This is a genomic window from Aminobacter sp. AP02 (assembly GCF_003148805.1).
Taxonomy (GTDB): domain Bacteria; phylum Pseudomonadota; class Alphaproteobacteria; order Rhizobiales; family Rhizobiaceae; genus Aminobacter.
The window spans coordinates 170,888-195,095 of sequence record NZ_QGGX01000003.1 but is presented as its reverse complement, the minus strand read 5'-3'; the positions used below and the strand labels follow the sequence as shown (position 1 = coordinate 195,095).

Annotated in this window: 21 protein-coding genes and 1 pseudogene; 7 read left to right on the top strand and 15 right to left on the bottom strand. The window is 63.3% G+C overall.

What is annotated here, in order from left to right; all coding sequences use genetic code 11:
* Together C8K44_RS04780 and C8K44_RS04775 are read right to left on the bottom strand one after the other, a co-directional pair.
* Positions 1-2,220 (bottom strand): AMP-binding protein, encoded by a 2,220-nt coding sequence (locus C8K44_RS04780; RefSeq protein ID WP_109574805.1) that lies wholly within the window; start codon positions 2,218-2,220, stop codon positions 1-3.
* Positions 2,221-2,461: 241 nt separating this feature from the next.
* Positions 2,462-3,355, bottom strand: coding sequence for a DMT family transporter (locus tag C8K44_RS04775; RefSeq protein WP_109574618.1), 894 nt, complete (start codon positions 3,353-3,355; stop codon positions 2,462-2,464).
* Positions 3,356-3,473: 118 nt separating this feature from the next.
* Between C8K44_RS04775 and C8K44_RS04770 the strand changes: the two genes are divergently transcribed.
* Entirely contained in the window at positions 3,474-3,980 is a 507-nt protein-coding gene (locus C8K44_RS04770; RefSeq protein ID WP_109574617.1) for an OsmC family protein, read from the top strand.
* 22 nt (positions 3,981-4,002) lie between these two features.
* Here the strand turns inward: C8K44_RS04770 and C8K44_RS04765 are convergent, their stop codons facing one another.
* From C8K44_RS04765 to C8K44_RS04755, 3 genes are all read right to left on the bottom strand, one after another.
* A complete protein-coding gene (locus tag C8K44_RS04765; protein ID WP_109574616.1) occupies positions 4,003-4,629 on the bottom strand; it encodes a hypothetical protein in 627 nt (208 codons plus the stop codon).
* Positions 4,630-4,709: 80 nt separating this feature from the next.
* The gene (locus C8K44_RS04760) at positions 4,710-6,476 is read right to left on the bottom strand and encodes an SLC13 family permease (RefSeq protein ID WP_109574615.1); all 1,767 of its coding nucleotides are present in this window, start codon (positions 6,474-6,476) and stop codon (positions 4,710-4,712) included.
* A 170-nt stretch (positions 6,477-6,646) separates the two neighbouring features.
* The gene (locus tag C8K44_RS04755) at positions 6,647-7,393 is read right to left on the bottom strand and encodes an SDR family NAD(P)-dependent oxidoreductase (protein ID WP_109574804.1); all 747 of its coding nucleotides are present in this window, start codon (positions 7,391-7,393) and stop codon (positions 6,647-6,649) included.
* 182 nt (positions 7,394-7,575) lie between these two features.
* On the opposite strand from C8K44_RS04755, the pseudogene C8K44_RS04750 reads away from it, so the two are divergent.
* Positions 7,576-8,006 (top strand): annotated as a pseudogene (locus C8K44_RS04750) (DoxX family protein).
* An 11-nt stretch (positions 8,007-8,017) separates the two neighbouring features.
* Here the strand turns inward: C8K44_RS04750 and purF are convergent.
* The 10 genes from purF to C8K44_RS04700 form a co-directional block, all read right to left on the bottom strand.
* Complete coding sequence (gene purF, locus C8K44_RS04745; protein WP_109574614.1) at positions 8,018-9,487, bottom strand: amidophosphoribosyltransferase; 1,470 nt, start codon at positions 9,485-9,487, stop codon at positions 8,018-8,020.
* 85 nt (positions 9,488-9,572) lie between these two features.
* Positions 9,573-10,181: a CvpA family protein gene (locus tag C8K44_RS04740; protein WP_109574613.1), complete on the bottom strand. Its 609-nt coding sequence runs from the start codon at positions 10,179-10,181 to the stop codon at positions 9,573-9,575.
* Between the two features lie 28 nt (positions 10,182-10,209).
* On the bottom strand, positions 10,210-11,613 hold the full coding sequence (radA, locus tag C8K44_RS04735; RefSeq protein ID WP_109574612.1) for a DNA repair protein RadA: 1,404 nt from the start codon (positions 11,611-11,613) through the stop codon (positions 10,210-10,212).
* A 59-nt stretch (positions 11,614-11,672) separates the two neighbouring features.
* Positions 11,673-13,169, bottom strand: a complete 1,497-nt coding sequence (locus tag C8K44_RS04730; protein ID WP_109574611.1) for a replicative DNA helicase — start codon at positions 13,167-13,169, stop codon at positions 11,673-11,675.
* A 243-nt stretch (positions 13,170-13,412) separates the two neighbouring features.
* Entirely contained in the window at positions 13,413-13,736 is a 324-nt protein-coding gene (locus C8K44_RS04725; RefSeq protein ID WP_109574610.1) for a YnfA family protein, read from the bottom strand.
* A 144-nt stretch (positions 13,737-13,880) separates the two neighbouring features.
* Positions 13,881-15,170, bottom strand: coding sequence for a cyclopropane-fatty-acyl-phospholipid synthase family protein (locus C8K44_RS04720; RefSeq protein WP_109574609.1), 1,290 nt, complete (start codon positions 15,168-15,170; stop codon positions 13,881-13,883).
* 147 nt (positions 15,171-15,317) lie between these two features.
* Positions 15,318-15,893 carry a 50S ribosomal protein L9 gene (gene rplI, locus C8K44_RS04715; protein ID WP_109574608.1) on the bottom strand — a complete coding sequence of 192 codons (576 nt, stop codon included), beginning with the start codon at positions 15,891-15,893 and terminating at the stop codon, positions 15,318-15,320.
* Positions 15,894-16,107: 214 nt separating this feature from the next.
* Positions 16,108-16,356, bottom strand: a complete 249-nt coding sequence (rpsR, locus tag C8K44_RS04710) for a 30S ribosomal protein S18 (protein ID WP_018427106.1) — start codon at positions 16,354-16,356, stop codon at positions 16,108-16,110.
* Positions 16,356-16,814 (bottom strand): 30S ribosomal protein S6, encoded by a 459-nt coding sequence (gene rpsF, locus C8K44_RS04705; protein ID WP_109574607.1) that lies wholly within the window; start codon positions 16,812-16,814, stop codon positions 16,356-16,358. Before rpsF ends, rpsR begins: the two co-directional genes overlap by 1 nt.
* 311 nt (positions 16,815-17,125) lie before the next feature.
* Positions 17,126-18,982, bottom strand: a complete 1,857-nt coding sequence (locus tag C8K44_RS04700) for an LTA synthase family protein (RefSeq protein WP_109574803.1) — start codon at positions 18,980-18,982, stop codon at positions 17,126-17,128.
* A gap of 413 nt (positions 18,983-19,395) precedes the next feature.
* On the opposite strand from C8K44_RS04700, the gene fabD reads away from it, so the two are divergent.
* The 5 genes from fabD (at position 19,396) to mltG (ending at position 24,158) form a co-directional block, all read left to right on the top strand.
* Entirely contained in the window at positions 19,396-20,337 is a 942-nt protein-coding gene (gene fabD / locus C8K44_RS04695; protein ID WP_109574606.1) for an ACP S-malonyltransferase, read from the top strand.
* Between the two features lie 53 nt (positions 20,338-20,390).
* Complete coding sequence (gene fabG / locus C8K44_RS04690) at positions 20,391-21,128, top strand: 3-oxoacyl-[acyl-carrier-protein] reductase (protein ID WP_109574605.1); 738 nt, start codon at positions 20,391-20,393, stop codon at positions 21,126-21,128.
* A 197-nt stretch (positions 21,129-21,325) separates the two neighbouring features.
* A complete protein-coding gene (locus tag C8K44_RS04685; protein ID WP_055978681.1) occupies positions 21,326-21,562 on the top strand; it encodes an acyl carrier protein in 237 nt (78 codons plus the stop codon).
* A 29-nt stretch (positions 21,563-21,591) separates the two neighbouring features.
* On the top strand, positions 21,592-22,854 hold the full coding sequence (gene fabF / locus C8K44_RS04680) for a beta-ketoacyl-ACP synthase II (protein ID WP_109574802.1): 1,263 nt from the start codon (positions 21,592-21,594) through the stop codon (positions 22,852-22,854).
* Positions 22,855-22,961: 107 nt separating this feature from the next.
* Positions 22,962-24,158, top strand: a complete 1,197-nt coding sequence (gene mltG / locus C8K44_RS04675) for an endolytic transglycosylase MltG (RefSeq protein ID WP_109574604.1) — start codon at positions 22,962-22,964, stop codon at positions 24,156-24,158.
* Positions 24,159-24,208: the final 50 nt, after the last annotated feature.

The following is a 24,208-nucleotide window of genomic DNA, read 5'->3' as shown; positions in this document are numbered from 1 at the left end:
CTACGCCGCCAATCCAAGCTGATCGAGCGCCATGCGGCGGGCGGTGACATAGTCTGTCTTGCCCGAGCCGAGCACCGGAATCTCGCTGACCTTGATGATGTCGTGAGGGACCATCAGCTCAGTGGCGCCGGCTTGCTTGCCGTAAAGGCGCAAGGTCTCGGGATCGGCGTTGCCGGCGGTGGTCACCAATACGATGCGCTCGCCACGGCGCTTGTCGGGTACGGCAACCGCAGCATGGCGTTCCTCAGGCCACAAGGCCTGCACCAGCATTTCGACTGCGCCCAAAGACACCATCTCGCCAGCGATCTTGGCGAAGCGCTTGGCCCGGCCTCGGATGGTGATGAAACCCTCCCGGTCCACCGAAACGATATCGCCGGTGTCGTGCCAGCCTTCCAGCGGTTGGAGTTCGCCCGGCCTGTCGGCGGTCATGTAGCCCATCATCAGGTTGGGGCCCAATAGCCAGAGCTGGCCACCTTCGGCCACGCCGTCGATTTCCTCGAGACGCATGCGCATGCCCGGCAGCAGGCGCCCGACGGTGCCGTCGCGGCCATGGGTCGCCGTGTTGACGGCTACGACCGGTGCAGCTTCTGTCAGCCCGAAGCCTTCGATGATTTCGGCGCCGAAGCGTTCGCGCCAGATGCGCCGCGTCTCGGCTCGAACCGGCTCGGCACCGGCAACGACGAAGCGCAGGCTGGAGAAGTCGCCATCTTCGGCGGTGCGCGCATAGGCGGCGAGGAAGGTATCGGTGCCGAACATGATTGTCGGGCGAATCTTGCGCGCGACATCGGGAATGAGCTTGTAGTGCAGCGGCGAGGGATAGAGGAACAGCCTCACGCCGGTGAGCAGCGGCAGGATGGTGCCGCCGGTGAGGCCGAAGGAATGGAACACCGGCAGCACGTTGAACAGCTTGTCCGCCGGCGAGATGGTGATGCGCGCTTCGGCCTGCATGGCGTTGGCGACGAGGTTGCGGTGAGACAGGACCACCGCCTTGGGTGTGCCCTCCGACCCCGAGGTGAACAGGATGACGGCGGGTTTGGACGCGTCCTGCTGATACAGCGCTCGCCGCCACTGCAGCGCGGCGGCAAGCTTTTCGAAGGCCGAGACGCTGTCGCGCAGTTCCTCCAGCCAGATCATCCGGGCTCCGGCCTGTTCGGCGGCGGCGACGACATCGCCGAGGTCGGCTTTGGCCACGAAGGCGCGCGAGGAGACGATGGTCTTGATAGCAGCGGTCTTCACCGCCGAGGCGACGTTGGCGGCGCCAGCGGTGTAGTTGATCATCGCGGCGACGCGCGACGCCGAGATCAGCCCGAGCATCGTCAGCACCACGCCATTGGCATTGGGCAAAAGGACGCCGACAGCTTCGCCTGGGCTGGACATGGCCTCGAAGCGCCGGCCAAGCACGCGCGCCCCGGTCAGGAGCTTGCGATAACTCAAGGAACCACTGAAGACGTCCTCGATGATGGGTCGGGAGGCTCCGAAGCGGCTTGCAGCATCGCACATTGAATAGAACACCCCCCGGTCGAGGTCGGTGCCGGCAAGACGTGCTTCGGCGCAGCGGTCGAACAGGGCATTGGCGGTGGTGGTTTGCGAATAGCCGGCGCGCTGAATGAGGTCGGCCATGGTCATAGGGGCAAGGGCGGCAATGCTGAGGCGCGGGAACCAGCGGCGTGGCGCGCGTTCTGCCGGTGTCAACGAAAAAGGCAGGTGCCGGGCGCCACTGACGAAGATAGGGACGATCCGGGCATCGGCCTGCATGGCGATGCGGGCGACGGCGCGGAACAGCCTGAACGACTTGACGTCAGGCTCGACGGTATCGGGCAGATAGACGGCGAGGCGACCCTTGCCGCGCAGCACGCGCACCAGGCGCCGGCTGACGAACACGTGCTCGGCGTTGAAGGCGATGGTACGGCCGAGTTCACGCCAGGGCTCGAGCCAATGCGCGCGGGCGGATGCCTCGTCGAGGATGTGCAGCGTGTCCTCGGGCAGCAGACACAGCATCAGCGCCGGCTCGATGCGCGATTGATGCGAGACTACGTAGATCACCGGCGCGTCGGCGGCGCGTGCCTGGCGCAAGGCCCCGTCGTCGACCCGGTAGATCAGCTTGAGCGGCAGATAAAGCAGGGCCTGGCGGAAGCGTATGCCGAGACCATGCATCAAAACACCGGCGGCAATCATCCATGCCGCGACGACGCCGAGCACAACAGCACTGGCCAGGAACATGCCGCACCTCCCGATGCACGCGTCGCCCACCGCGGGCATCGAAACTAGACCATGACGACGCAAGGTCAATGCGCATCGTCATCCACCATCCCCTGGCCTCGCGATAGGAAAAAGCCGGTCTTGCGACCGGCTTAAGGAAAAGGGACGGGTGGAGGGGATGGGGGGATGGGGCAACCCGTCCTGAGCGTATGAACGCGGAGTCTGCGGTTTGGTTCCGGCGCATTCAAAGTTTTTTTGTGGTTCATGTTTCAACGGTGACCGGCGAGCGCCGTGTGGTGGCCCAGTCGTACCAGGCGTGGGAAAACACCGCTGCCAGCACGATGGCGCTGCCGGCGAGGCTTGCAGCCGGTGGCAACTCGGCGAGGAACAGCCATGCAAAGAAGATGCCGAAAGGCACCTCGGTTGTGCCGAGAAGACCCGCTTCGGCCGCCGGGATGCGCCGCGCGCCTTCCGTCCACAAAATGACCGCGAGGGCGAAGGTGAAGCCAAACACTGCGAGCGGTGCTAGGTCGGCTCCGGAAATGGTGAGCGGATCGGTGAAGAACCAGGCTGGAATGATGCCGATAAAAGCCGAGACCGCAGCGGCCCACACCACCGATGCCTCGCGGAAGCGACGCACGAGCGCTGCGTAAAGGGCGAAGGTGAAGGTCATCAGCATGGCGAGCGCGTCGCCAAAGGCATGGCCGCCGCCAAGGCCGGACCAGACCATGACAGCGACACCGAGCAGGCACGCCGCGGCGGCAATCGCGGTCTGGCGCCGGAAGGCTTCGCCTGCGATCAGCCATGCGAGCAGAGCCACGACGAATGGCACGGTGGCGTAGATGACCACGACATTGGCGACATAGGTATTCTTGAAGGCGGCGATGAAGGCGATGCTGGAAAACGTACCGAGTATGGCGAGCATCCAGCCCTGCCAGCCGAGCACAAGGCTTTCGCCGCCCCCGTCGCGCCGCCGCCACATGACGTAGGCCGAGATCAGCAACCCGCCGACGAGCCCGCGCCAGCACGTGATCGTCAGCGGATCGGCGTCGATCGATTTGGTGAGGATACCGGCGAGGCCGAATACCGCCGCCGAACTGGCGATGAGCACGACGCCGAGCCTGTGCTGCGAAGTGGCCTTGCTCTCGTTGTCCATGCCGAGCCTCCGATGTAGGAACCTAGACTATGGCGAGGCAACTGCCAGCCTCCTGTCAGGAGCCGCTTCAGTTTGGGGGCATGATAGGATCGCAAGACGAGAAAACCGGGAGGACACGATGGATGCCGCACAACTGAAGGCATTGCAGGCGCCGATGAAGGACGCCTACCGCCAGGATGCCGGACGCGCCTTGATAACCCTCAAGGCAAAAGGGGCCGTCGATGACCAGTCGATCGCCTGCAAGGTCGATACCGGCAGGGCGATCGTGACCGCCGGTCTGCATCCGGCGACGGGCGGCAGCGGCATGGAGCTATGCTCTGGCGACATGCTGCTCGAAGCGCTCGTCGCCTGCGCCGGCGTGACCTTGAAGGCGGTGGCGACAGCGCTTGAATTCCGCCTCGGCGAGGCTGTGGTCTCGGCCGAAGGCGATCTCGACTTTCGAGGCACGCTGGGTCTGGCCAAGGATGCGCCGGTCGGCTTTCGGGCAATAAGGCTCGCGTTCAAGCTCGACACCGACGAGCCGCAACAGCGTATAGACGCGCTGATCAAACTGACAGAACGATACTGCGTGGTGTTCCAGACACTGAACGTTCGGCCGGAACTGTCGGTATCGGCCGAACGCTGATGGTGGCGTTGCCTCTGCGGGGTCAGTTCGCGGCGAAGCAGTAGAACAGGCCGTCGCCCCCGGTGCCCTTCAGCGCTTCCTGGCTGCAGCCGCCGCGCGAGGCGTGCGAGGAGTTCCACGATTTGGCCGCTGCCGAGTCGTCGAGCCCCATGCGGTCGTGGTGACCCATCATTGCGGCACCCTCGGTGCCGTCGAGCGTCCAGTCGCCGCAGGTCTGCTCGGCGATCCTGGTGCCGTCGGGCTTCGAGCCGGTCAGGATATCATGACGGTTGGGTGTGTCGCCGCGACCGTTGACGACGTTGCCCTTTTCGTCGAGCGCGGTCTCTTTGTTGATGTTGTTGGCGTCGCTGTGCAGCGAGGCGACATCGTCGGCAATCTTTTGGCCCTTGGCGTTGAACCACGGTCCATTGCCGATGCGGTCCTTGGCGTCGGCGTCTTTGGTGGAGAGGTAGGCGTGCCAGGTCTTGCCGGCCGAGCCCGCCGCTTCCGCGAGGCTTTGGCACAGTGCGTCGGCGCCTGCGAGGCCACCGAGATTGGCGCCCTTGCCAGAACCGGCACTTGTAACGAAGAAGCTAATCGAATTGTCCTGGGCACTTGCCGTCGAAAGGCCCGCCCACAGCGCTGCAGTCAGGATGAGGATGCGTTTCATCTTGGTCCTCCCACATTATTATTTGAGGGTGCCAAACTAGGACTGGCTGAAATCAACGGCCAATCACGCTTGCGTGTCGCCTACATTGGCCAGACGAGCATCAGCATCGGCACGGCGACGACGATGACCAGAAGCGACAGCGGCAGGCCGAGGCGTGGATAATCGGAGAATTTGTAACCGCCTGGGCCCATCACCAGCGTGTTGCACTGGTGGCCGATGGGGGTGAGGAAATCGCAGCCGGCGCCGATCGCAACCGCCATCAGGAAGGCTTCCGGGCGGAAGCCAAGCGTGGTGGCGAACCCTGCCGCGATGGGCGCGACCACGAGCACGGTTGCGGCATTGTTGAGGAACGGGGTGACTGCCATCGCCACGACCAAGATCAGCGTCAGCGCGCCGGCGGGGGGCAGCGTCGAGGCGAATTCGGCGAGCCAGGCCGAGATGATGTCGGTGGCGCCAGTCCTGCGCAGCGAATCGCTGACCGGGATCAGGGCGGCCAACATCACCAGAATCGGACCGTCGATGGCGGCATAGACCTCGCGTAGCGGGATGACGCGGAACAGCACCATGGCGACCGCGGCGGTGAAGAAGGCGAGCGGCACCGGCAGCAGGCCGAGCGCGGTGGCGCCCATCGCAGCGACCAGGATGGCGAGCGGGACGATGCCGCGGCGTACGCTGCCGAGAAGGATCGGGCGCTCGGCCAAAGGCAGGCAGCCGAGTTCGCGCAGGATGTCGGGCATGGTCTGAGGGTTGCCCTGCAGCACGACGACGTCGCCGAGGCGCAGAATGACGGCACCCAACCGCTCCTGGATGCGTTCGCCCTTTCGGCTGACGGCCAGCAGGTTGACGTTGAAGCGGTCGTAGAGCGCCAGACGCTGCGCCGAACCGCCGATCAGGGTGGAGTTTTCGCCGATGATCGCCTCGACGGACGCTGCCGCATGCTTGCCGCCGGCGGAATCGCGGCTGCCTGTGACGCTGAGCTTGGCCTGGGTGACGATACGGTCGAGTGCTTCCGGCGCGCCTTCGATCAAGAGTATGTCGCCTTCGCGCAGCACGACATCGGGGAACGGTGTCACGTGCAGCGCGCGCGAACGCAGGATCGAGGTGACCACCGCGCGGCTGCCGCCGAGCTTCAGGAGATCGGCCAGCGTCTTGCCGACGACGGTGGATTCCGCGACCAGCCGCGCCTCGGTGACGTAGTTGTTGACGTCGAGCGCCTCGTGGATCGAGGCCGAGGCGCGGGTGCGGACAGGCAGCAGCCAGTAGAACAGCACCAGGAAGACCAGGCCGGAGACCGCAAGTGCTGCGCCGACAGGGGTGAAGTCGAACATCGAGAAGGCATCGCCGGTCATTTCCTGGCGCACGCGCGACACCACGATGTTGGGTGAGGTGCCGACGAGCGTCATCAGGCCGCCGAGCAGCGATGCGAAGGCCATCGGCATCAGGAACACCGAGGGCGAGGTGTTGGAGCGGCGGGCGAACTGATAGGCGATGGGGATCATGATCGCCAGGGCGCCGATGTTCTTCACGAAGGCGGACAGGATGGTGACGATGACGACCAACAGTGCAAGCTGGGCCCTGACGCTGGATACGTCAGGGGCGAAGCGCTGGATGGCATATTCCATGATGCCCGACCGGGCGACGCCGGCACTGACGAGCAGGGCTGAGCCGACGATGATGACGATGTCGTCGCTGAAGCCGCTGAAGGCTTCCGCTTGGGGCACGATGCCGACCGCTACGGCTGAAATGAGCGCGCCGCAGGCGACAAGATCGTAGCGGAACCGGCCCCAGACAAATGCCGCCATCATCAGTGCAATGACGGCGAAGGACATCAGCTGGTCGGTGGTCATGCGGCAGATGTCCCCCACAATGCGGCACGACGCGCCCGCACGGGCGCTTGAACGACTTCCATTCCACGCATCGCAGCGATGCGCTCAAGCTGTGGTCAACGCGACAAAAGGCAACATCGTTGCCTGCATCGCGGCGTTGCCGCCGTTATGCGTCGCGCAGAAAAGTGGCGTCAGGCGGGTTTCTGGTGCGAAACCCAGCGCTGTTCGCGGATCTGGTAAATCTGGCCGGTGCGGGTGAGGGCAGGGTCGACCATCTGCAGGATATGGCTTGCCGTCTCCGACGGATGGGTGACGGTTGCCGGGTCCTCGCCGGGAACGGCCAGCGCGCGCATCGCCGTGCGGCTGGTGCCCGGGTCGAAGATGTTGACGCGCAGGGCGGTATTCCTGGTCTCGTCGGCCCATGAACGGGCGAGTGCCTCGACGGCTGCCTTGGAGGCGGCATAGGGCGCCCAGAAGGCGCGGGCCGAATGGGCCGAGCCGGAGCTTACGATGACGGCGCGGCCGGCATCCGACTTGCGCAGCAGCGGATCGACCGAGCGGATCAGTCGCCAGGTGCCGGTGACGTTGACGGCCATCACCTTGTCGAAAACCTTGGCCTCGACATGGCCAATGGGCGAGATGACGCCGAGCACGGCGGCGTTTGCCACCAGGATGTCGAGCTTGCCCCAGCGGTCGTTGATCGAGCTGCCGAGGCGGTCGATGCCGGCCATGTCGGTGAGGTCGAGCGGCACCAGGGTCGCCTGGCCGCCGGCTGCCTTGATCTCGTCGTCGAGCTCTTCCAGGCCGCCGACCGTGCGCGCCACCGCAATGACATGGGCACCTGCCGCGGCAAGCTGCTTGGCTGTGTTGTAGCCGATACCGCGCGATGCGCCGGTAACGAGCGCGAGGCGGCCGGAGAGGTCGGGAGTGGTTGTCATCATGGCATCCAGTTCGATCTTGTCGGTCCGCTGCCTGATAGGACGATTTCATCAGGAACAAAACCCCGCAACGCCGATTGAACCTCGACTCGGTGCTGCACCTGACGATTTTTACCCCCGATGTCGGCATCGCCCGATGTCATGCGTCCTCGGTACACGATGTCATCTTCGAGGAGAGACTTATGGGCAGAACCGTTGCAATCCTCATCGCCAGACTGATCTTCGCCGGCGTCTTTGCCATGGCCGCGACATTCAAGTTCGCCGGCATGGATCAAACGGCCGGCTACATCGCGGCGGCCGGGTTTCCGTTCCCGCTGTTCTGGCCTGGCTCGCGGCCTTCTTCGAGACCGCGCTGGTGCTGGCCTTCCTGACCGGGGCGTTCTTTTCAGAAGCTGCGTTGCTCGCCGGTATCTACGTGATCTTCCTGGCTTTCGCCTTCCACGGCCCGTCGCATTGGCAGGACAGCCAGGCCGAGTTCGGATTCTTCGTAGATCACTTCACCTTCCTGGCCGGACTGCTCTACGCAGCCGTCCACGGACCGGGCAAACGGCTCGCGTTAACGCATGGCTTTGTCTGGAAAGATCAAACGGCTTCCGCGCAGAAAGCCGCTTGATGAAGCGGTGATTACAGCCCGCCGGTGGCGAGCAGCGACAGCGAACGCACGTTGTCGGTGCCTTCGAGGTCTGCCAGTCGGGTCGGGTACTGGCCGGAGAAGCAGGCGTCGCAATATTGCGGCTGCTCGTCGTTGCGGCTCGCCTCGCCGACCGCGCGGTAGAGGCCGTCCATCGACAGGAAACCGAGCGAATCGACGCGGATGAACTCGGCCATCTCCTCGATGGTCATGCGCGAGGCCAGGAGCTTCGATTTTTCCGGCGTGTCGACACCATAAAAACAGGAGGCGCGGGTCGGCGGCGAGGCGATGCGCATGTGCACCTCCTTGGCGCCGGCGTCGCGCACCATCTGCACGATCTTCTGGCTGGTGGTGCCGCGCACGATCGAATCGTCGACCAGCACGATGCGCTTGCCCTCGATCATGCGGCGGTTGGCATTGTGCTTCAGCTTGACGCCCATGTGGCGAATGGAATCGCCCGGCGAGATGAAGGTACGGCCGACATAGTGATTGCGGATGATGCCGAGTTCGAAGGGAAGGCCCGCCTGCTGCGAGAAGCCGATCGCGGCCGGAGTGCCGGAATCGGGAACCGGCACGACGATGTCGGCGTCGACTGGGCTTTCCAAGGCGAGTTCGGCGCCGATGCGCTTGCGCACGTCATAGACGTTGCGGCCCTCGACCGAGGAATCTGGTCGGGCGAAATAGACATACTCGAAGATGCAGAAGCGTGGCTTCTGCGGCTCGAACGGGAAGATGCTCTCGATACCCTTGGAGGTGACGATGACCATTTCGCCGGGCTTGAGGTCGCGAACGAAGCGCGCGCCGATGATGTCGAGCGCGCAGGTCTCGGAGGCGAGGATCCAGGCGCCGTCGAGATCGCCGAGCACCAGGGGGCGAATGCCGAGCGGATCGCGGCAGCCGATCATCTTCTTGGACGACAAGGCGACCAGGGAGAACGCGCCTTCGACCTGGCGCACCGCATCGATGAAGCGCGCATTGAGGTCGCGTTCCTTGGACGTGGCGACCAGATGCAGGATCGTCTCAGTGTCGGAGGTCGACGAGAAGATCGAGCCCTGCTTCTGCAACGCGCGCTGCACGGTCATGGCATTGGTCAGGTTGCCATTGTGAGCGACGGCGAAACCGCCATCGGCGAGCTCGGCGAAGAAAGGCTGGATGTTGCGCACGCCCGCGCCACCTGTCGTGGCGTAGCGGGTATGGCCGATGGCGCGGTTGCCCTTGAGGCTGTCGATGACGCGCTGCTTGGTGAAGGTGTCGCCGATAAGGCCGACATGGCGCTCGACGTGGAACTGGCTGCCGTCATAGCTGACGATGCCGGCTGCCTCCTGGCCGCGATGCTGGAGTGCATGAAGCCCCAGTGTGACGATTGCCGCAGCGTCCTGCCGGCCGAAGATGCCGAAGACACCGCATTCGTCGTGGAAATGGTCGTCTGCTTCCGCTGAAAGGGCGGTCGATGCGTCTGCCATGGGGCGAGGCCTCTCGTCGCAAAAACGCTATATAGTGCCAAGAGGCGGGAAGGGCAACGGAACTTCCCCGCCTCTCACATGATCGTCAGTTGTTGGTCGGCGCCGGTTCGGCCGGCGTGTCGGCCTCGCCTTCGGCCGGAGCGTCGGCGGGCGGCGTCGCCGTGCCTGCTTCCGGCTCTGCGCCTTGCGGCTTGAGCTTCTTGAGGATCGAGTTTTCGGGATCCTCTGGCAGCATGTTTTCGATCGTGGTGCCGATGCTTTCGAGCAGGGGCCGCGACTTGGCTTCGCTGACCCACGTCGGCGCATTGGTGCCGACCAGCCAGTTAAAGAACAGCAGGCCGACGGCGACGACCAGGATGCCGCGCGCTGCACCGTAGAGGAAGCCGAGCGTGCGATCGAGCGCGCCGATGCGGCTGTCGATGATGAAGTCGGCGATCTTCATGGTGATGATGGTAACGACGATCAGCGCGATGATGAAGACGATGCCGGCGGCAGCGGCCATCGCGACCTTTTCATTGTCGATATAGGGCTGAACGTAGGGAATGACCGGCTTGTAGAAGAGGAACGCCGCGGCAGCCGCTGCCGCCCAGGAGGCAATCGAAAGCACCTCGCGGGAAAAGCCTCGAACCATGGCGAGCATCGCCGAGACCAGGGTGAAGCCGACTAGAATTCCGTCAAGCAGTGTAATCGGCATCGTGTCCACTCACTCCATGGCGACGGCTTCAATCCGTCTCTTCCGCGCGGCTTCGCCTTGAGCCGGCTATTCGCGCCACCAGATCCGCGAGTGCGGTCGGCTGGAACGATCCGGCTCCGATTCCACCTGCGAGTTCCCCACTGCCGGAGGGCAGCACGGCCCTTCCGAAGCCCAACTTTTCGGCCTCTTTAAGGCGCTGCTGCGCATGCGCAACCGGCCTTACGGCGCCTGAAAGGCTGATTTCGCCGAAATAGACGCAATCAGCGGGGAGGGCAAGACCGGTGAGCGATGAAACCAGTGCGGAAGCTACCGCCAGGTCGGCAGCAGGCTCCGAGATGCGGTAGCCGCCGGCGACGTTGAGATAGACGTCGTGCTGGCCAAAACGCACCCCGCAATGGGCCTCGAGAACCGCGAGGATCATCGACAGGCGCGAGGAATCCCAGCCGACGACGGCACGTCGCGGCGTACCCAGCGTCGAAGCCGCGACGAGCGCCTGGATCTCGACCAGCACCGGTCGCGTGCCCTCGATCGCCGCAAAGACGGCAGCCCCCGGCGCCTTGGCGTGGCGTTCGCCCAGAAACAGTTCGGAGGGGTTTGCGACCTCGCGCAGGCCCTTGTCGGACATTTCGAAGACGCCGATCTCGTCGGTCGGGCCGAAACGGTTCTTGACCGTGCGCAGGATGCGGAAATGGTGGCCGCCTTCGCCCTCGAAATAGAGAACGCCGTCGACCATGTGCTCGACCACGCGGGGGCCGGCGATCTGGCCTTCCTTGGTGACGTGGCCGACAAGCACGACGGCGGCACCCGTCGACTTGGCGTAGCGGATCATCGCCTGCGACGACGCGCGTACCTGGGTGACGGTGCCAGGTGCCGAATCGGCGAGGTCGGTCCACAGCGTCTGGATCGAATCGATGATGACGAGGTCAGGCCGCTTGCCGTCGGCGATGGTGGCCAAGATGTCTTCGACATTGGTCTCGGCGGCGAGTTCGACGGGTGTCGAGGCGACGCCGAGGCGCTGGGCGCGCAGCCTGATCTGCGCAACGGCTTCTTCGCCCGAGACATAGACGACTCGGTGGCCGCGCGCCGCAAGTGCCGCTGCTGCCTGGGTAAGCAAGGTGGATTTGCCGATGCCCGGATCGCCACCGATCAGCAGTGCGGAGCCGCGCACGAAACCGCCGCCGGTAGCGCGGTCGAGTTCGCCGATACCAGAGACGATGCGCGGTGCATCCTCGATCTCGCCGTCGAGCGAGGTCAGCGTGACGGCACGGCCCTTGCGCGCGCTCTTGAGCGCGCCGGGCCCGGATCCGATGCCGCCGGAGGTGCCCTCCTCGACGAGCGTGTTCCACTCGCCGCAGGAATCGCACTTGCCGGCCCAGCGCTGATGCGCGGCGCCGCAGTTCTGGCAGATGAATTGGACGCGGGCTTTAGCCATGGGCGGGTTGCTGCAATGCTGGTTGGGAAAGGCCGCGGAATACGCTGTCTGCCAAAGGCCTACTCTTCGCCAAACCTGTCGGGCAAATGATGCTCGGGGGCGAGGTCGAAGAAGCGGGTGAACTCGCCCTGGAAGCCCAGGCTGACGGTGCCGGTGGGGCCGTGACGCTGCTTGGCGACGATGACTTCGGCCTTGCCGCGCACTTCGGCCATGTCGCCTTCCCACTTCAGATACTCGTCGGTGCCGGGCTTCGGCTCCTTGTTCTTGAGGTAGTATTCCTCGCGGTAGACGAAGATCACGACGTCGGCGTCCTGCTCGATCGAGCCCGATTCACGCAAGTCGGAGAGCTGCGGGCGCTTGTCGTCGCGGCTTTCGACCTGACGCGACAGCTGGGAAAGCGCGATGATGGGAACGTTGAGTTCCTTGGCCAGCGCCTTGAGGCCGGTCGTGATTTCGGTGATTTCCTGCACGCGGTTCTGCGACGACTTGGCCGACGAGCCCTGCATCAGCTGGATATAGTCGATGATGATCAAATCGAGGCCGCGCTGGCGCTTGAGGCGACGGGCACGGGCCGACAACTGGGCGATGGAGATACCGCCGGTCGAGTCGATGAACAACGGGATCTTCTGCAGCGTCTGGGTGCAGCTGACCAGCTTTTCGAAATCCGCTTCTGTGAGATCGCCGCGGCGGATCTTGGAGGAGGGCACCTCGGCCTGTTCGGAAATGATACGTGTGGCCAGCTGCTCGGACGACATTTCGAGCGAGAAAAAGCCGACGACGCCGCCGTTTTCGGCCTTGAACGAGCCGTCGGCCTGCTGCGCCGGCACATAGGCGTGGGCGACATTGAAGGCGATGTTGGTGACGAGCGAGGTCTTGCCCATGCCGGGGCGACCGGCGAGCACGATCAAGTCGGAGGACTGCAAGCCGCCCATACGGGCGTCGAGGTCCTGCAGGCCGGAGGCGACGCCAGACAGATGGCCGTCGCGCATGTAGGCGGCACTGGCCATGTCGATGGCGGTCTTGACCGCGTCGGAGAAGCTTTCGAAGCCACCGTCATAGCGGCCGGTTTCGGCAAGTTCGAACAGGCGGCGCTCGGCATCCTCGATCTGCTCGGCGGGAGACATGTCGACGGGCGCGTCATAGGCGATGTTGACCATGTCCTCGCCGACCGCGATCAGCGCGCGGCGGGTGGCGAGGTCGTAGACCGCACGGCCATAGTCGGAGGCGTTGATGACGGTGACGGCGTTGGCAGCAAGCGCCACGAGATACTGCATGACCGTCATGTCGCCGATCTTCTCGTCGGTTGGCAGGAAGGTCTTCAGGGTCACCGGGTTCGCCATCTTACCCATGCGAATGAGTTCGGACGCGACCTCGAAGATCTTGCGGTGCAACGGCTCGTAGAAATGGGTCGCCTTGAGGAAGTCCGAGACGCGGTAGAAGGCGTCGTTGTTGACCAGCATCGCGCCCAACAGTGCCTGCTCGGCCTCGATGTTGTTCGGGGCCTCCCGGTAGAGCGGGGTTTCCGCCACTTCGAATTTGCGCGCTGCCTCAGCCAATGTCGTCCCCAATCTATTACCGCGCATCTCCAGTATCAGAGCCGAGACACAATCCGCATCGCCAATTACACTGGCCACCACTATTCACACTCGTCCACAGGCATGGGTCCATGGAGGCAGAATCACGTTGACGCGAATCGATGCGATTCTAGCGGCGGTTCGATGAGAACAAAACAGGAAAATCTGGAAAGGCACTGAAATTGCCAAGGTCCAATCGCGCCGACCCCGTTTCGGTCGGGCGTGTCACGCGCTTCGCGGCGCGAGCAGGATGATCGAGGCGCCGACAACGCAGATGACGGCGCCGATCATGTCCCAGCGGTCAGGCCGGATGCCCTCGGCGAACCAGAGCCAGCCGAGCGAAGCAGCGATGTAGATGCCGCCATAGGCTGCGTAAGCGCGTCCGGCGGCATCAGTCTCGACCAACGCCAAAAGCCAGGCGAAGGCGATGAGCGAAAGCAGGCCCGGCACGAGCCAGAGCGGCGACTTCTCCAGCCGCCACCATGCCCAGAAGGCGAAACACCCGGCGATCTCGGCGAGGGCCGCAGCGGCGTAGATGGCGTAGGTCATCGGTAAGGTCCGTGTTGTCGGAGCGCCGCACAAAGAAAACGCTCTACCACTTCGCATTTGCCCTTACCGGAAATCAAATCCGATCCTCGGGCCGATGCGCCAGCATCAGGCCCATTTCTTATGTTCGATAAGGTCGATGCAAGGCTACCCCTTGTCCGCCACCTTCTTGCGGCGACTGTTCTTGGGTGACGGTTCGCTCTTGCGGTGGGCCATCTCATGCATGGCGAGCGCCTTCTCGCACTTGCCGATATAATCGCGGGTCAGCGGTAGCGTGTCGTTGCGGTGGGTAAGCTGGATCTGGAAGACCATCAGGTCTTGCCAGCGGAAGGCAGCCTCGGAGGCAGCGAGATAGAACTCCCACATGCGGCAGAAGCGCTCGTCGTAGATCGCTTTGGCCTTGTCGCGATTGGCTGCAAAACGCACGCTCCAATGCTTTAGCGTGTCGGCATAGTGTAGCCGCAGTATCTCCACATCGGTGACCATCAGCCCGGCCTTTTCGATGGCCGGCAGCACCTCGGACAAGGCCGGAATGTAGCCGCCGGGGAAAATGTGCTTGCGGATGAAGGCGCTGGTCGAAGCCGGTGGGCCGGCGCGGCCGATCGAATGCAGGACCATGACGCCATCGGGCTTGAGCCGCTTGGCGACATTGTCGAAGAAGGTGCGGTAGTGGTTGACGCCGACATGCTCGAACATGCCGACCGAAACGATGCGGTCGAAGCGCTCGACCAGGTCGCGATAGTCCTTGATCTCGAAATGGACGTGGTTATCCAGCCCTTCTTCATGCGCGCGCTCGGTCGCGACCGCGTGCTGTTCGCCAGATAGCGTGACGCCGAGCACCTGCACCTCGAAACTGCGGGCGAGATAGAGACCGAGACCGCCCCAGCCTGAGCCGATGTCGAGAACTGACTGGCCCGGCTTCAGTCGCATCTTGGCGGCGATATGAGCCTTCTTGGCGATCTGGGCTTCTTCCAGCGTCATGTCGGGGTCGGCGAAATAGGCGCAGGAATACTGCATGTCGCTGTCGAGGAAGAGCCTATAGAGATCGCCTGACAGGTCGTAGTGCCGCGCGACATTGCGCTTGGCGCGCGTGGCGGTGTTGACCTGCTGAAAACGCCGGAATGCGAGCCTCAGATTGTCGATCGCTTTCGTCCAGGCGGTGTCGATGCTGCCATTGCCGAGATTCTGGAAGACGACCCGCATCAGTCCGAGCACGTCGCCGCCGACGATGTCGACGTCGCCGTCCATGTAGGCTTCAGGCAGGGCCAGCATGGGGTCGAGCGTAATGGCGCTTTCGGCGCGCCTTGTCTTGATCAGCAAATGTACCGGTTCGCCGGTAGCGTCGCCGAAACGATGCGATCGCCCGTTTGGGCCGGTGACTGTCAGATTGCCGGTTCGCACAAGTTTACCGACGATGCGCTGCAACAACATGTTCATGGCGTGCTCGCGATAAAGGTCAGTCTTGTAGTCTGATCTTGGAAGATAGTGACGGGGCTGACAAGTTCCACTGCTGGCACAAAAAAAGCCCGGATGTTGCCATCCGGGCTTGGTCCAGAAAACTGGATTGGAAGGGCTTGGGCTAGGTCAGCCTTCGTCGCCTTCTTCTTCGTTCGGATCAAAGAAGCTGTCCGGACGGGCGTTTTCGTTGATGTCGTCGCCGTAGATGGCTTCAGCGGTGGTCAGCGTCTCGCCCTTCGACTGACGCTCGGCTTCGTCGGCCGTGCGCGCGATGTTCAGCGTGATGGTGACTTCGACTTCGGCGTGCAGGGCAATCGCGACGTTGGTCAGACCGATGGTCTTGATCGGCTGGTTGAGCTCGACCTGGTTGCGGGCAACCGTGAAGCCTTCGGCGATCAGCAGATCGGCGATGTCGCGGGTCGAGACCGAACCGTAGAGCTGGCCGGTTTCACCAGCCGAACGCACGATGATGAAGGACTTGCCGTCGAGCATGTCGGCGACCTGCTGTGCTTCGGCCTTGCGCTCAAGGTTGCGGGCTTCGAGCTGAGCGCGCTGGCCTTCGAACTTCTTCTTGTTGGCTTCGTTTGCACGGAGAGCCTTGCCCTTGGGCAGCAGGAAGTTACGGGCAAAGCCGTCCTTGACCTTGACGGTGTCGCCCATCTGGCCGAGGCGGGAAATGCGTTCGAGGAGAATGACGTCCATTTTCCTTGTCCTTTCGTTGGCTGCAAAGGCAGCGAATTGATTTCAACGGGCAAGGAAGCAAGAAGGGCGTTGCCGCCGGTTTCGCTGTCCTGCCTGTCGCGGCAGTTAGGATTTCCGCGGAAATCCAACCCGGGATTTGAGGTTCACCCGACCGCGCCCGTCGCAGAGGGAAGTATTCCGGCCCGAGGCAGATGCCGCCGGGCCGGAACGAATATCACTTCACCACGTAAGGCAGCAGGCCGAGGAAGCGGGCGCGCTTGATCGCCTGGGCGAGCTCACGCTGCTTCTTCTGGCTGACGGCGGTGATGCGCGAAGGAACGATCTTGCCGCGCTCGGAAATGTAGCGCTGCAGCAGACGCACGTCCTTGTAGTCGATCTTCGGAGCGTTGGCGCCGGAGAACGGGCAGGTCTTGCGGCGGCGATGGAAGGGACGACGGGTCGGGATCTGGTTGATGTCGACCATTATTCTGCACCCCCTTCAAAGCCTTCGCGCGGACGGCGCGGGCCACGGTCACCACGGTCGCCACGGTCACGGTCGCCGAAGCTGCGCTGCGGACGGTCGCCGAAGCCACCGCGTTCGCCACGCTCGGAGCGCTCTTCGCGCTTCTGCATCATGGCGGAGACGCCTTCTTCATGCGCCTCGACCTTGATGGTCATGAAGCGCAGGACGTCTTCGGACAGGCCCTGCTGGCGCTCGACTTCCTTAACGGCAGCCGACGGTGCAGTGATGTCCATGAGCGTGTAGTACGCCTTGCGGTTCTTGTTGATGCGGTAGGTGAGGGACTTCAGTCCCCAGTTCTCGACCCGGCCAACCGATCCGCCAGCTGCAGTGATGATGCCCTTGTAGTGTTCGACAAGTGCATCGACCTGCTGCTGCGAGAGGTCCTGGCGGGCAAGAAACACATGTTCATAAAGAGCCATAGTTTTTGCCTTTCTTCGTTTCCATCTTCCGGTCCCGGCGGCTAGAGCCTCTGCGACTTCCCTGATCCTTCGAGAGCCAATTGGCCACCTTAGGAGAAGAAAGGTGCACGACGAGACGGTCGAGAGCGGAGACACGGGAGGCGGAAGCGTTTTCGCTTCACACGGCGGCCTTCTAGAAAGCCTCCGGCCCTCCGTTCAGCCCCCAGCTGGGACCGGCAGATGGCGGGCGTCTACATGCTAAGTGCCGCCAAGGCAAGGGGCCGAGCCAAGAATCCGGCAGAAACTGGCCATTTGCCGGCGTTTTTCGCAGATCAGCCGAGCGCCTCGGGCTGCAGGAACAGCGGCGAGCGCGTGCGGTCGGCGACGACCTTGTCGACGGTCTCGGGGAAGAAGCCCTTGGCGCCACGGCGCTTGCCGAACATCATGTCGTATTGCAGCCAGCGGAAATCGCGGATCGCCGGGTCGAGCTCTTTCTGACGCGACCAGTCGAACACCGACTCGCCTTCGCGCGGCAGCAACACGTTGCGGTCGACGACGCGGAAGCGGTCATGCACATCCCCGAGGAAGCCGGTGTAGTAGGGGTGGCTGATGCCGGCGGTCTCGAGCACGTGCAGCGGCAGGAAGGCCGGGCTGATCGAGCCGATGTTGCGCGCAGCGCCGGTGCGGTTCGACCACACGACAAGCGGTGTTTCGTGCTGCACCAGCATCTCGCCGATCGCGGCCTTGCGCTTGGCGACGGGCTCTTTCATGAAACCGGTCTCGACATAGACGGGGCCAAGCGGCGGCAGGTGGTCGCCGAAGAAGGCGATCACGGTCGGACGCTCGCGCTTGCTGGCCCAGTCCATCAGGCGCTTGAGCCCGCGGTCGGCGTCGGATGCACCTTCGGCATAGGTCAGGATCGAATCGCGCGCCCATGGCGTCGTTGCCGCCTCGACCTTGTGGGTCGTGTCGCTGTAGCGGTTCGGCTCATAGGGGCCGTGGCTTTGGAGCGAGACCGCAAAGAAGAAGAACGGATGCTCGGTCGCGTCGGCCTCGCGGATGATCTCTTCCATCAGGGCGGCGTCGGATGCCAGCGGTCCGCGCTTTTCGAGCGGCGGCATGTTTTCTTCCGACATGAATTCGTCGAAGCCAAAGGCCTTGTAGACGGGGGCGCGGTTCCAGAACCAGCCGCCGAACGGATGGATGGCGCGGGTTTCGTAGCCTTCGCTCTTGAAGAAGGTTGCAAGCGAGGGCACCGGCGCGCGGACATATTGCTGATAGGGAATCGAGCCGGCCGGCAGGAAGGCGTTGGAGAAGCCGGTCAGGGCCTCGAACTCGACATTGGCCGTCATGCCGCCGAATTCGGGCGAAAAGACATGGCCGGACTGCGAGGCCCGCACGTTCTGGATCGGGTCCGGCGTGATCGATACGCCGGGCAGCCGGGTCGGATCCCAGAAGGATTCGCTCATCACGATGATGACGTCAGGCTTTTCCTCCGGCAGCGTTGCAACTGCCTTCTCGGGCCGCGCAATGGCGTCGATGGCCTTTTCGGAATAATCCTGCGGCGCCTTGACCTTGGCCATCGGCACATTGAGCGCAAAGGCGATGGCAAAGCCGTTGGAGGCGTAGTTTTCCTTCTGGTCCCACATCATCGGGATGATCTGGAGTCGGTCGCGTGTCCACGAGAAGGTCGCGTAGTCCATGATCGACACGAAGAAGGCCAGCGTCGGGATGGCGATGGCAAGGCGCGAAATGCGCGCCCAAAACGTCAGCGCCGGCATGCGGCGGCGCCAGTAGCGCCAGGCAAGGACAAGCAGCGATACGCCGGCGATCAGGCCGACGACGATGCCGACGCCGGCCATTGGCCGCTCGCGCACCAGCAGTGGCATCAGTTCTACGATCTGGCGGGCATAGAGGAAATCGGTCGGGTAGAGCGGGTCGCCGAGGTAGAGCGACTTCTGGTGGCCGACGAAGGCGAGTACAAGTGCGACGGGCGCGACGATCAATAGGCCGTTGTAGGGGCGGCCGAGCACGGCATCGAAGCCGATGATCAAAAGGGCAAACAGGGCGACCGTCGTCCAGCTTGGCTTGAATGGCTGCTGGAAGAAGTTGAGGGTGTCGATGAAGGAGCCGCGCGCGACCAGTTCGATGGCAAAGACCAGCACCGCCGAAACGGCGAGCGTAACCATGACCGAGCGCAGCACGCCCAGCGCATAGTCACGCCGGCCAAGCGCGTCTTCGGCCTCGTGTTCGTCATTTGTGACGACGGCTTTGCCGTCCGTCCTTAGCTTTGCCAACTCAACTTCCCCGGCATTCGGCAGCCGCGTCACGCAGCTGTCACAAAACGGTCATCGAAAACCTAGCGCATATGGCAAAATTGAGAAGGATGGGCCAAACAAAACGTGTTTCGTATTAATCATCTGTGATTATTTGCCCCACACCGGTCCAAAGTCGCACAACACTTGACTTGGCGGTGTTCATTGCGCCAGAGGCACCATGATATGGCGTTCTGCGCGTCCCCCGGACACGTAGTGCGCTTCAAGTGACAAGACCGCGTCATGGTTCAAGGTTGGACCGGTGCGCTGGTAGCCAGGAGAACAACATGGCCGTTGCATTTACTTTCCCCGGACAGGGCAGCCAGGCCGTCGGCATGGGCAAGGAACTCGCCGATGCTTTCCCCGAGGCGCGCCGCGTATTCGAAGAAGTAGATGATGCACTCGGTGAAAAGCTGTCGAAGCTGATCTGGGAAGGGCCAGAGGAGACGCTGACGCTAACAGCAAACGCCCAGCCGGCGCTCATGGCAGTTTCGATGGCGGCCTTCAGGGCACTGGAATCGCGCGGCCTGTCGCTGAAAGACAAGGTGTCCTATGTCGCGGGCCATTCGCTGGGCGAATATTCGGCGCTTGCCGCCGCAGGCTTTGTTTCGATCGCCGACGCGGCGCGCCTGCTGCGCATCCGCGGCGACGCCATGCAGGCTGCGGTGCCGGCCGGGCAGGGCGCCATGGCTGCCATCATCGGACTGGAGCAGCCCGACGTCGAAGCTGCCTGTGCCGAGGCCGCCCAGGGTTCGGTCTGCCAGATCGCCAACGACAATGGCGGCGGCCAGCTGGTGATCTCGGGCGAGAAGGCAGCGGTTGAGCGCGCGGCAAAGCTGTGCACGGAAAAGGGCGCCAAGCGGGCCTTGATGCTGCAGGTGTCCGCACCTTTCCATTCGGCGCTGATGGCGCCGGCGGCCGAACGGATGCGCGAAGCGCTTGCGGGCGTGAAGAAGCATGCGCCGATCGTTCCTGTCGTCGCCAACGTCTCGGTTCAGCCGATCACCGACCCCGAAGAGATCGCTGCGCGTCTCGTCGAGCAGGTCACCGGCCGCGTGCGCTGGCGCGAGACCGTCGAGTGGTTCGGCACCAATGGCGTGACCACGCTCTATGAAGTGGGTGCCGGCAAGGTGCTGTCGGGTCTCGCCCGCCGCATCAACAAGGACATCGCGACAGCCGCGGTCAATAACCCGGCCGACGTCGACGCGGCGATCGCCGCGCTCGTCTGAAATTCAAACGACCCCACCCGTGTGAAGGGTGTTCTCTCAGAGGGATTGAAAAAATGCTCGATCTGACCGGCCGCAAGGCACTCGTCACCGGCGCATCCGGGGGCATCGGCGAAGAAATCGCCCGTATCCTGCACAAGCAGGGCGCCATCGTTGGCCTGCACGGCACGCGGATTGAAAAGCTGGAGGCTCTGGCCAGCGAACTGGGCGACCGCGTGAAGCTGTTTCCGGCCAATCTCGCCGACCGCGACGAGGTCAAGGCGCTGGGCCAGAAGGCCGAGGCCGACCTCGAAGGCGTCGACATCCTGGTCAACAATGCCGGCATCACCAAGGACGGCCTGTTCGTTCGCATGTCGGATGCCGACTGGGACAGCGTCATCGAGATCAACCTGACGGCGATGTTCCGCCTGACGCGCGAACTGACGCACCCGATGATGCGCCGCCGCCATGGCCGTATCATCAACATCACCTCGGTCGTCGGCGTCACCGGCAATCCCGGCCAGACCAACTACTGCGCCTCCAAGGCAGGCATGATCGGCTTTTCCAAGTCGCTCGCCCAGGAGATCGCCACACGCAACATCACCGTCAACTGCGTGGCGCCCGGCTTCATCGAATCGGCAATGACCGAGAAGCTCAACGACAAGCAGAAAGAAGCGATCATGGCCGCGATCCCGGCCAAGCGCATGGGCACGGGCAAGGAAGTTGCTTCGGCGGTCGCCTATCTTGCTTCTGACGAAGCAGCCTATGTCACCGGCCAGACAATCCATGTAAATGGCGGCATGGCGATGATCTGATTGGGCCGATAGGCTGGGATAACCGGCCCTTTTGCCTTGGACGCGGTGAATTTTTCGTGTATTGCCGCGCTCCATCAGGTGGCCGGGCCGAGACCGGACCGCCATCCGAGCGCTTGGGAAAGCGTAGATTACAGCTTGATTAGCGGCATCCCGCCCGCTAACGAAGACCTAACAAACACCAGACTGAGGATGCCCACATGAGTGACACCGCAGAGCGCGTCAAGAAGATCGTCATCGAACATCTTGGCGTTGACGCCGACAAGGTGACTGAAGCTGCAAGCTTCATCGACGACCTGGGCGCGGACAGCCTCGACACGGTCGAGCTCGTCATGGCGTTCGAAGAAGAATTCGGCGTCGAGATTCCTGACGACGCGGCCGAGACCATCCTCACTGTTGGCGACGCCGTGAAGTACATCGATAAGGCTTCGGCCTGAGCGATCGCGAATTGTCAGGGATGCCTGCGATGAGGCGTGTGGTCGTCACGGGCCTTGGCCTGCTTTCACCGTTCGGCATGGGCTACGAGCACGGCTGGAAAGAACTTCTTTCCGGCCGTAGCGCCGCAAGGCGTATCTCGGAGTTCGAGGTCGAAGATCTCCCCTGCAAGATCGCCAACGTCATCCCCAGGGGTGACGGCAGCGACAATACCTTCAATCCCGAAGCGGTCCTTGAGCCCAAGGAACTGCGCAAGATAGGCGACTTCATCCTTTACGGGATCGCGGCCGCCGACGAGGCATTGAAGGATTCGGGCTGGCAACCCAAGACGCCGGAAGAGCAAAACGCGACCGGCGTCATGATCGGCTCGGGTATCGGCGGCATCGACGGCATTGCCGAAAACGCGCTGATCCTGAAAGAGCGCGGTCCCCGCCGCATCAGCCCCTTCTTCATTCCAGGCCAGATCATCAATCTGGTCTCGGGCCAGGTTTCGATCCGGCACGGCCTCAAGGGCCCCAATCACGCCGTGGTCACGGCCTGCTCGACCGGTGCGCACGCCATTGGCGACGCTGCCCGCCTGATCATGTTCGGCGATGCCGACGTGATGCTGGCCGGCGGTGCCGAAGCACCTGTCACGCGCCTTTCGCTTGCCGGCTTCGCTGCCTGCAAGGCGCTATCGACCGACCGCAACGACGATCCTGAAAAGGCCTCGCGCCCCTACGACCGCGACCGCGACGGTTTCGTCATGGGCGAGGGTGCCGGCGTTGTCGTTCTCGAAGAACTCGAGCACGCCAAGGCGCGCGGTGCGAAGATCTATGCAGAAGTGGTCGGCTATGGCCTGACCGGTGACGCCCATCACATCACCGCTCCCGCCGAAGACGGCGATGGCGCCTTCCGCTGCATGACGGCCGCACTCAAGCGGGCCAACCTGTCGCCGGCGGATATCGACTACATCAACGCCCATGGCACCTCGACCATGGCCGACACGATCGAACTCGGAGCCGTCGAGCGCCTCGTTGGCAACGCCGCCTCCAAGGTGTCGATGTCGTCGACCAAGTCGTCAATCGGCCACCTTCTTGGTGCGGCCGGTGCCGCCGAAGCGATCTTCTCCATCCTCGCCATTCGCGACAATATCGCACCGGCGACGATCAATCTCGACAATCCCGAGCGCGAAACCGCGATCGATCTGGTGCCCCACAAGCCGCGCGCCCGGCAGATCGATGTCGCCCTGTCGAACTCGTTCGGCTTCGGCGGAACCAACGCATCGCTGGTCTTTCAGCGCTACAACGGCTGATCGCCTGTGGGCAGGGGCCCCTTTAGGGGCCCTTTGCCGTGATTTTTGCCACATTCGGGCCTAGTCTCCCGGCGGGGATTCGACGCAAGAGGAAGTGGCGAGGCAAGATGAGCATCAATACGCCAGATCAGGGGCAAGGCGCGCCGCGCGCTACAAATCCAATCGTTCCTAAGACCGCGCAGGAAGCGCTGCGGCCCGAGATCGGCACGCCGCCGCCCAAACGTTCGCGCGCCTCGCGCAACCAGATTGTCGTGTTCATGAATTTCATGATGTCGACGGCGGTTCTGGTGATGCTGGCTGGCGGTGCCGCCCTCTATTTTGGCAAGCGGGAATTCAACGGCGAGGGCCCGTCGACGGCCCCCACCACCTTCCTCGTCAAGGAAAAATCCGGTGTTCAGGATATCGCCGACCAACTCGAGAGGCGCGGCCTGATCAGCGATGCCCGCATCTTCCGCATGGGGGTGCGCGCCTACGACAATGACGGTTCGCTCAAGGCCGGCGAATATGAAATCCAGGCCGGCGCTTCGATGCACGAGATCATGGAACTGTTGAAAAGCGGCAAGTCGGTGCAGTATTCGCTGACGATCCCTGAGGGGCTGACCGTTGAACAGGCCTGGAAGCGCATTGCCGAGCAGGAAGCTCTCAGCGGCGAAATGCCGGCTGAAATGCCGGCGGAAGGCACGCTTGCGGCCGACACCCAGCGCTTTACGCGCGGGCTGACGCGCCAGCAGATCATCAACAAAATGCTGGCCGACCAGAAGCAACTGGTGGAGAGCATCTGGGCGCGGCGTTCCCCGGATCTGCCGATCGCCGACGTCAATGAATTCGTCACCCTTGCATCCATCGTGGAGAAGGAAACCGCGCGTGGCGACGAGCGCTCGCGCGTGGCGGCCGTCTTCATAAACCGCCTCAACAAGGGCATGCGGCTGCAGTCGGACCCGACGATCATCTATGGTATCTTCGGCGGCAAGGGAAAGCCAAGCGACAGGCCGATCTATCGCTCCGACATCGACAAGCCGACACCCTACAATACCTATGTCATCAAGGGCTTGCCGCCGACGCCGATCGCCAATCCGGGTAAGGCCTCGCTGGAGGCTGTGGCCAATCCGTCCAAGACCAAGGACCTCTATTTCGTTGCCGACGGTACCGGCGGGCATGTCTTTGCCCAGACCCTTGATGAACACAACGACAACGTTGCGCGCTGGCGTGCTTTCCAGCGCAAGGTCGTCGAGGACGAGAAGGCGGCTGACGAGGCCGACCCGGCCAAGAAAGACGCTACGACCACCAACTCCGTAAAGAAGTAAGCGTCACTTGCGCGGCCATCCGGGCGCGCGACGCTGGAAGAACAGGAACT

Coding starts and splice junctions, on each gene's coding strand:
- C8K44_RS04780 (WP_109574805.1), bottom strand. CDS start 2,220: ATGTTCCTGGCCAGTGCTGTTGTGCTCGGCGTCGTCGCGGCATGGATG.
- C8K44_RS04775 (WP_109574618.1), bottom strand. CDS start 3,355: ATGGACAACGAGAGCAAGGCCACTTCGCAGCACAGGCTCGGCGTCGTG.
- C8K44_RS04770 (WP_109574617.1), top strand. CDS start 3,474: ATGGATGCCGCACAACTGAAGGCATTGCAGGCGCCGATGAAGGACGCC.
- C8K44_RS04765 (WP_109574616.1), bottom strand. CDS start 4,629: ATGAAACGCATCCTCATCCTGACTGCAGCGCTGTGGGCGGGCCTTTCG.
- C8K44_RS04760 (WP_109574615.1), bottom strand. CDS start 6,476: ATGACCACCGACCAGCTGATGTCCTTCGCCGTCATTGCACTGATGATG.
- C8K44_RS04755 (WP_109574804.1), bottom strand. CDS start 7,393: ATGACAACCACTCCCGACCTCTCCGGCCGCCTCGCGCTCGTTACCGGC.
- purF (WP_109574614.1), bottom strand. CDS start 9,487: ATGGCAGACGCATCGACCGCCCTTTCAGCGGAAGCAGACGACCATTTC.
- C8K44_RS04740 (WP_109574613.1), bottom strand. CDS start 10,181: ATGCCGATTACACTGCTTGACGGAATTCTAGTCGGCTTCACCCTGGTC.
- radA (WP_109574612.1), bottom strand. CDS start 11,613: ATGGCTAAAGCCCGCGTCCAATTCATCTGCCAGAACTGCGGCGCCGCG.
- C8K44_RS04725 (WP_109574610.1), bottom strand. CDS start 13,736: ATGACCTACGCCATCTACGCCGCTGCGGCCCTCGCCGAGATCGCCGGG.
- C8K44_RS04720 (WP_109574609.1), bottom strand. CDS start 15,170: ATGAACATGTTGTTGCAGCGCATCGTCGGTAAACTTGTGCGAACCGGC.
- rplI (WP_109574608.1), bottom strand. CDS start 15,893: ATGGACGTCATTCTCCTCGAACGCATTTCCCGCCTCGGCCAGATGGGC.
- rpsR (WP_018427106.1), bottom strand. CDS start 16,356: ATGGTCGACATCAACCAGATCCCGACCCGTCGTCCCTTCCATCGCCGC.
- rpsF (WP_109574607.1), bottom strand. CDS start 16,814: ATGGCTCTTTATGAACATGTGTTTCTTGCCCGCCAGGACCTCTCGCAG.
- C8K44_RS04700 (WP_109574803.1), bottom strand. CDS start 18,982: ATGGTTACGCTCGCCGTTTCGGCGGTGCTGGTCTTTGCCATCGAACTG.
- fabD (WP_109574606.1), top strand. CDS start 19,396: ATGGCCGTTGCATTTACTTTCCCCGGACAGGGCAGCCAGGCCGTCGGC.
- fabG (WP_109574605.1), top strand. CDS start 20,391: ATGCTCGATCTGACCGGCCGCAAGGCACTCGTCACCGGCGCATCCGGG.
- C8K44_RS04685 (WP_055978681.1), top strand. CDS start 21,326: ATGAGTGACACCGCAGAGCGCGTCAAGAAGATCGTCATCGAACATCTT.
- fabF (WP_109574802.1), top strand. CDS start 21,592: ATGAGGCGTGTGGTCGTCACGGGCCTTGGCCTGCTTTCACCGTTCGGC.
- mltG (WP_109574604.1), top strand. CDS start 22,962: ATGAGCATCAATACGCCAGATCAGGGGCAAGGCGCGCCGCGCGCTACA.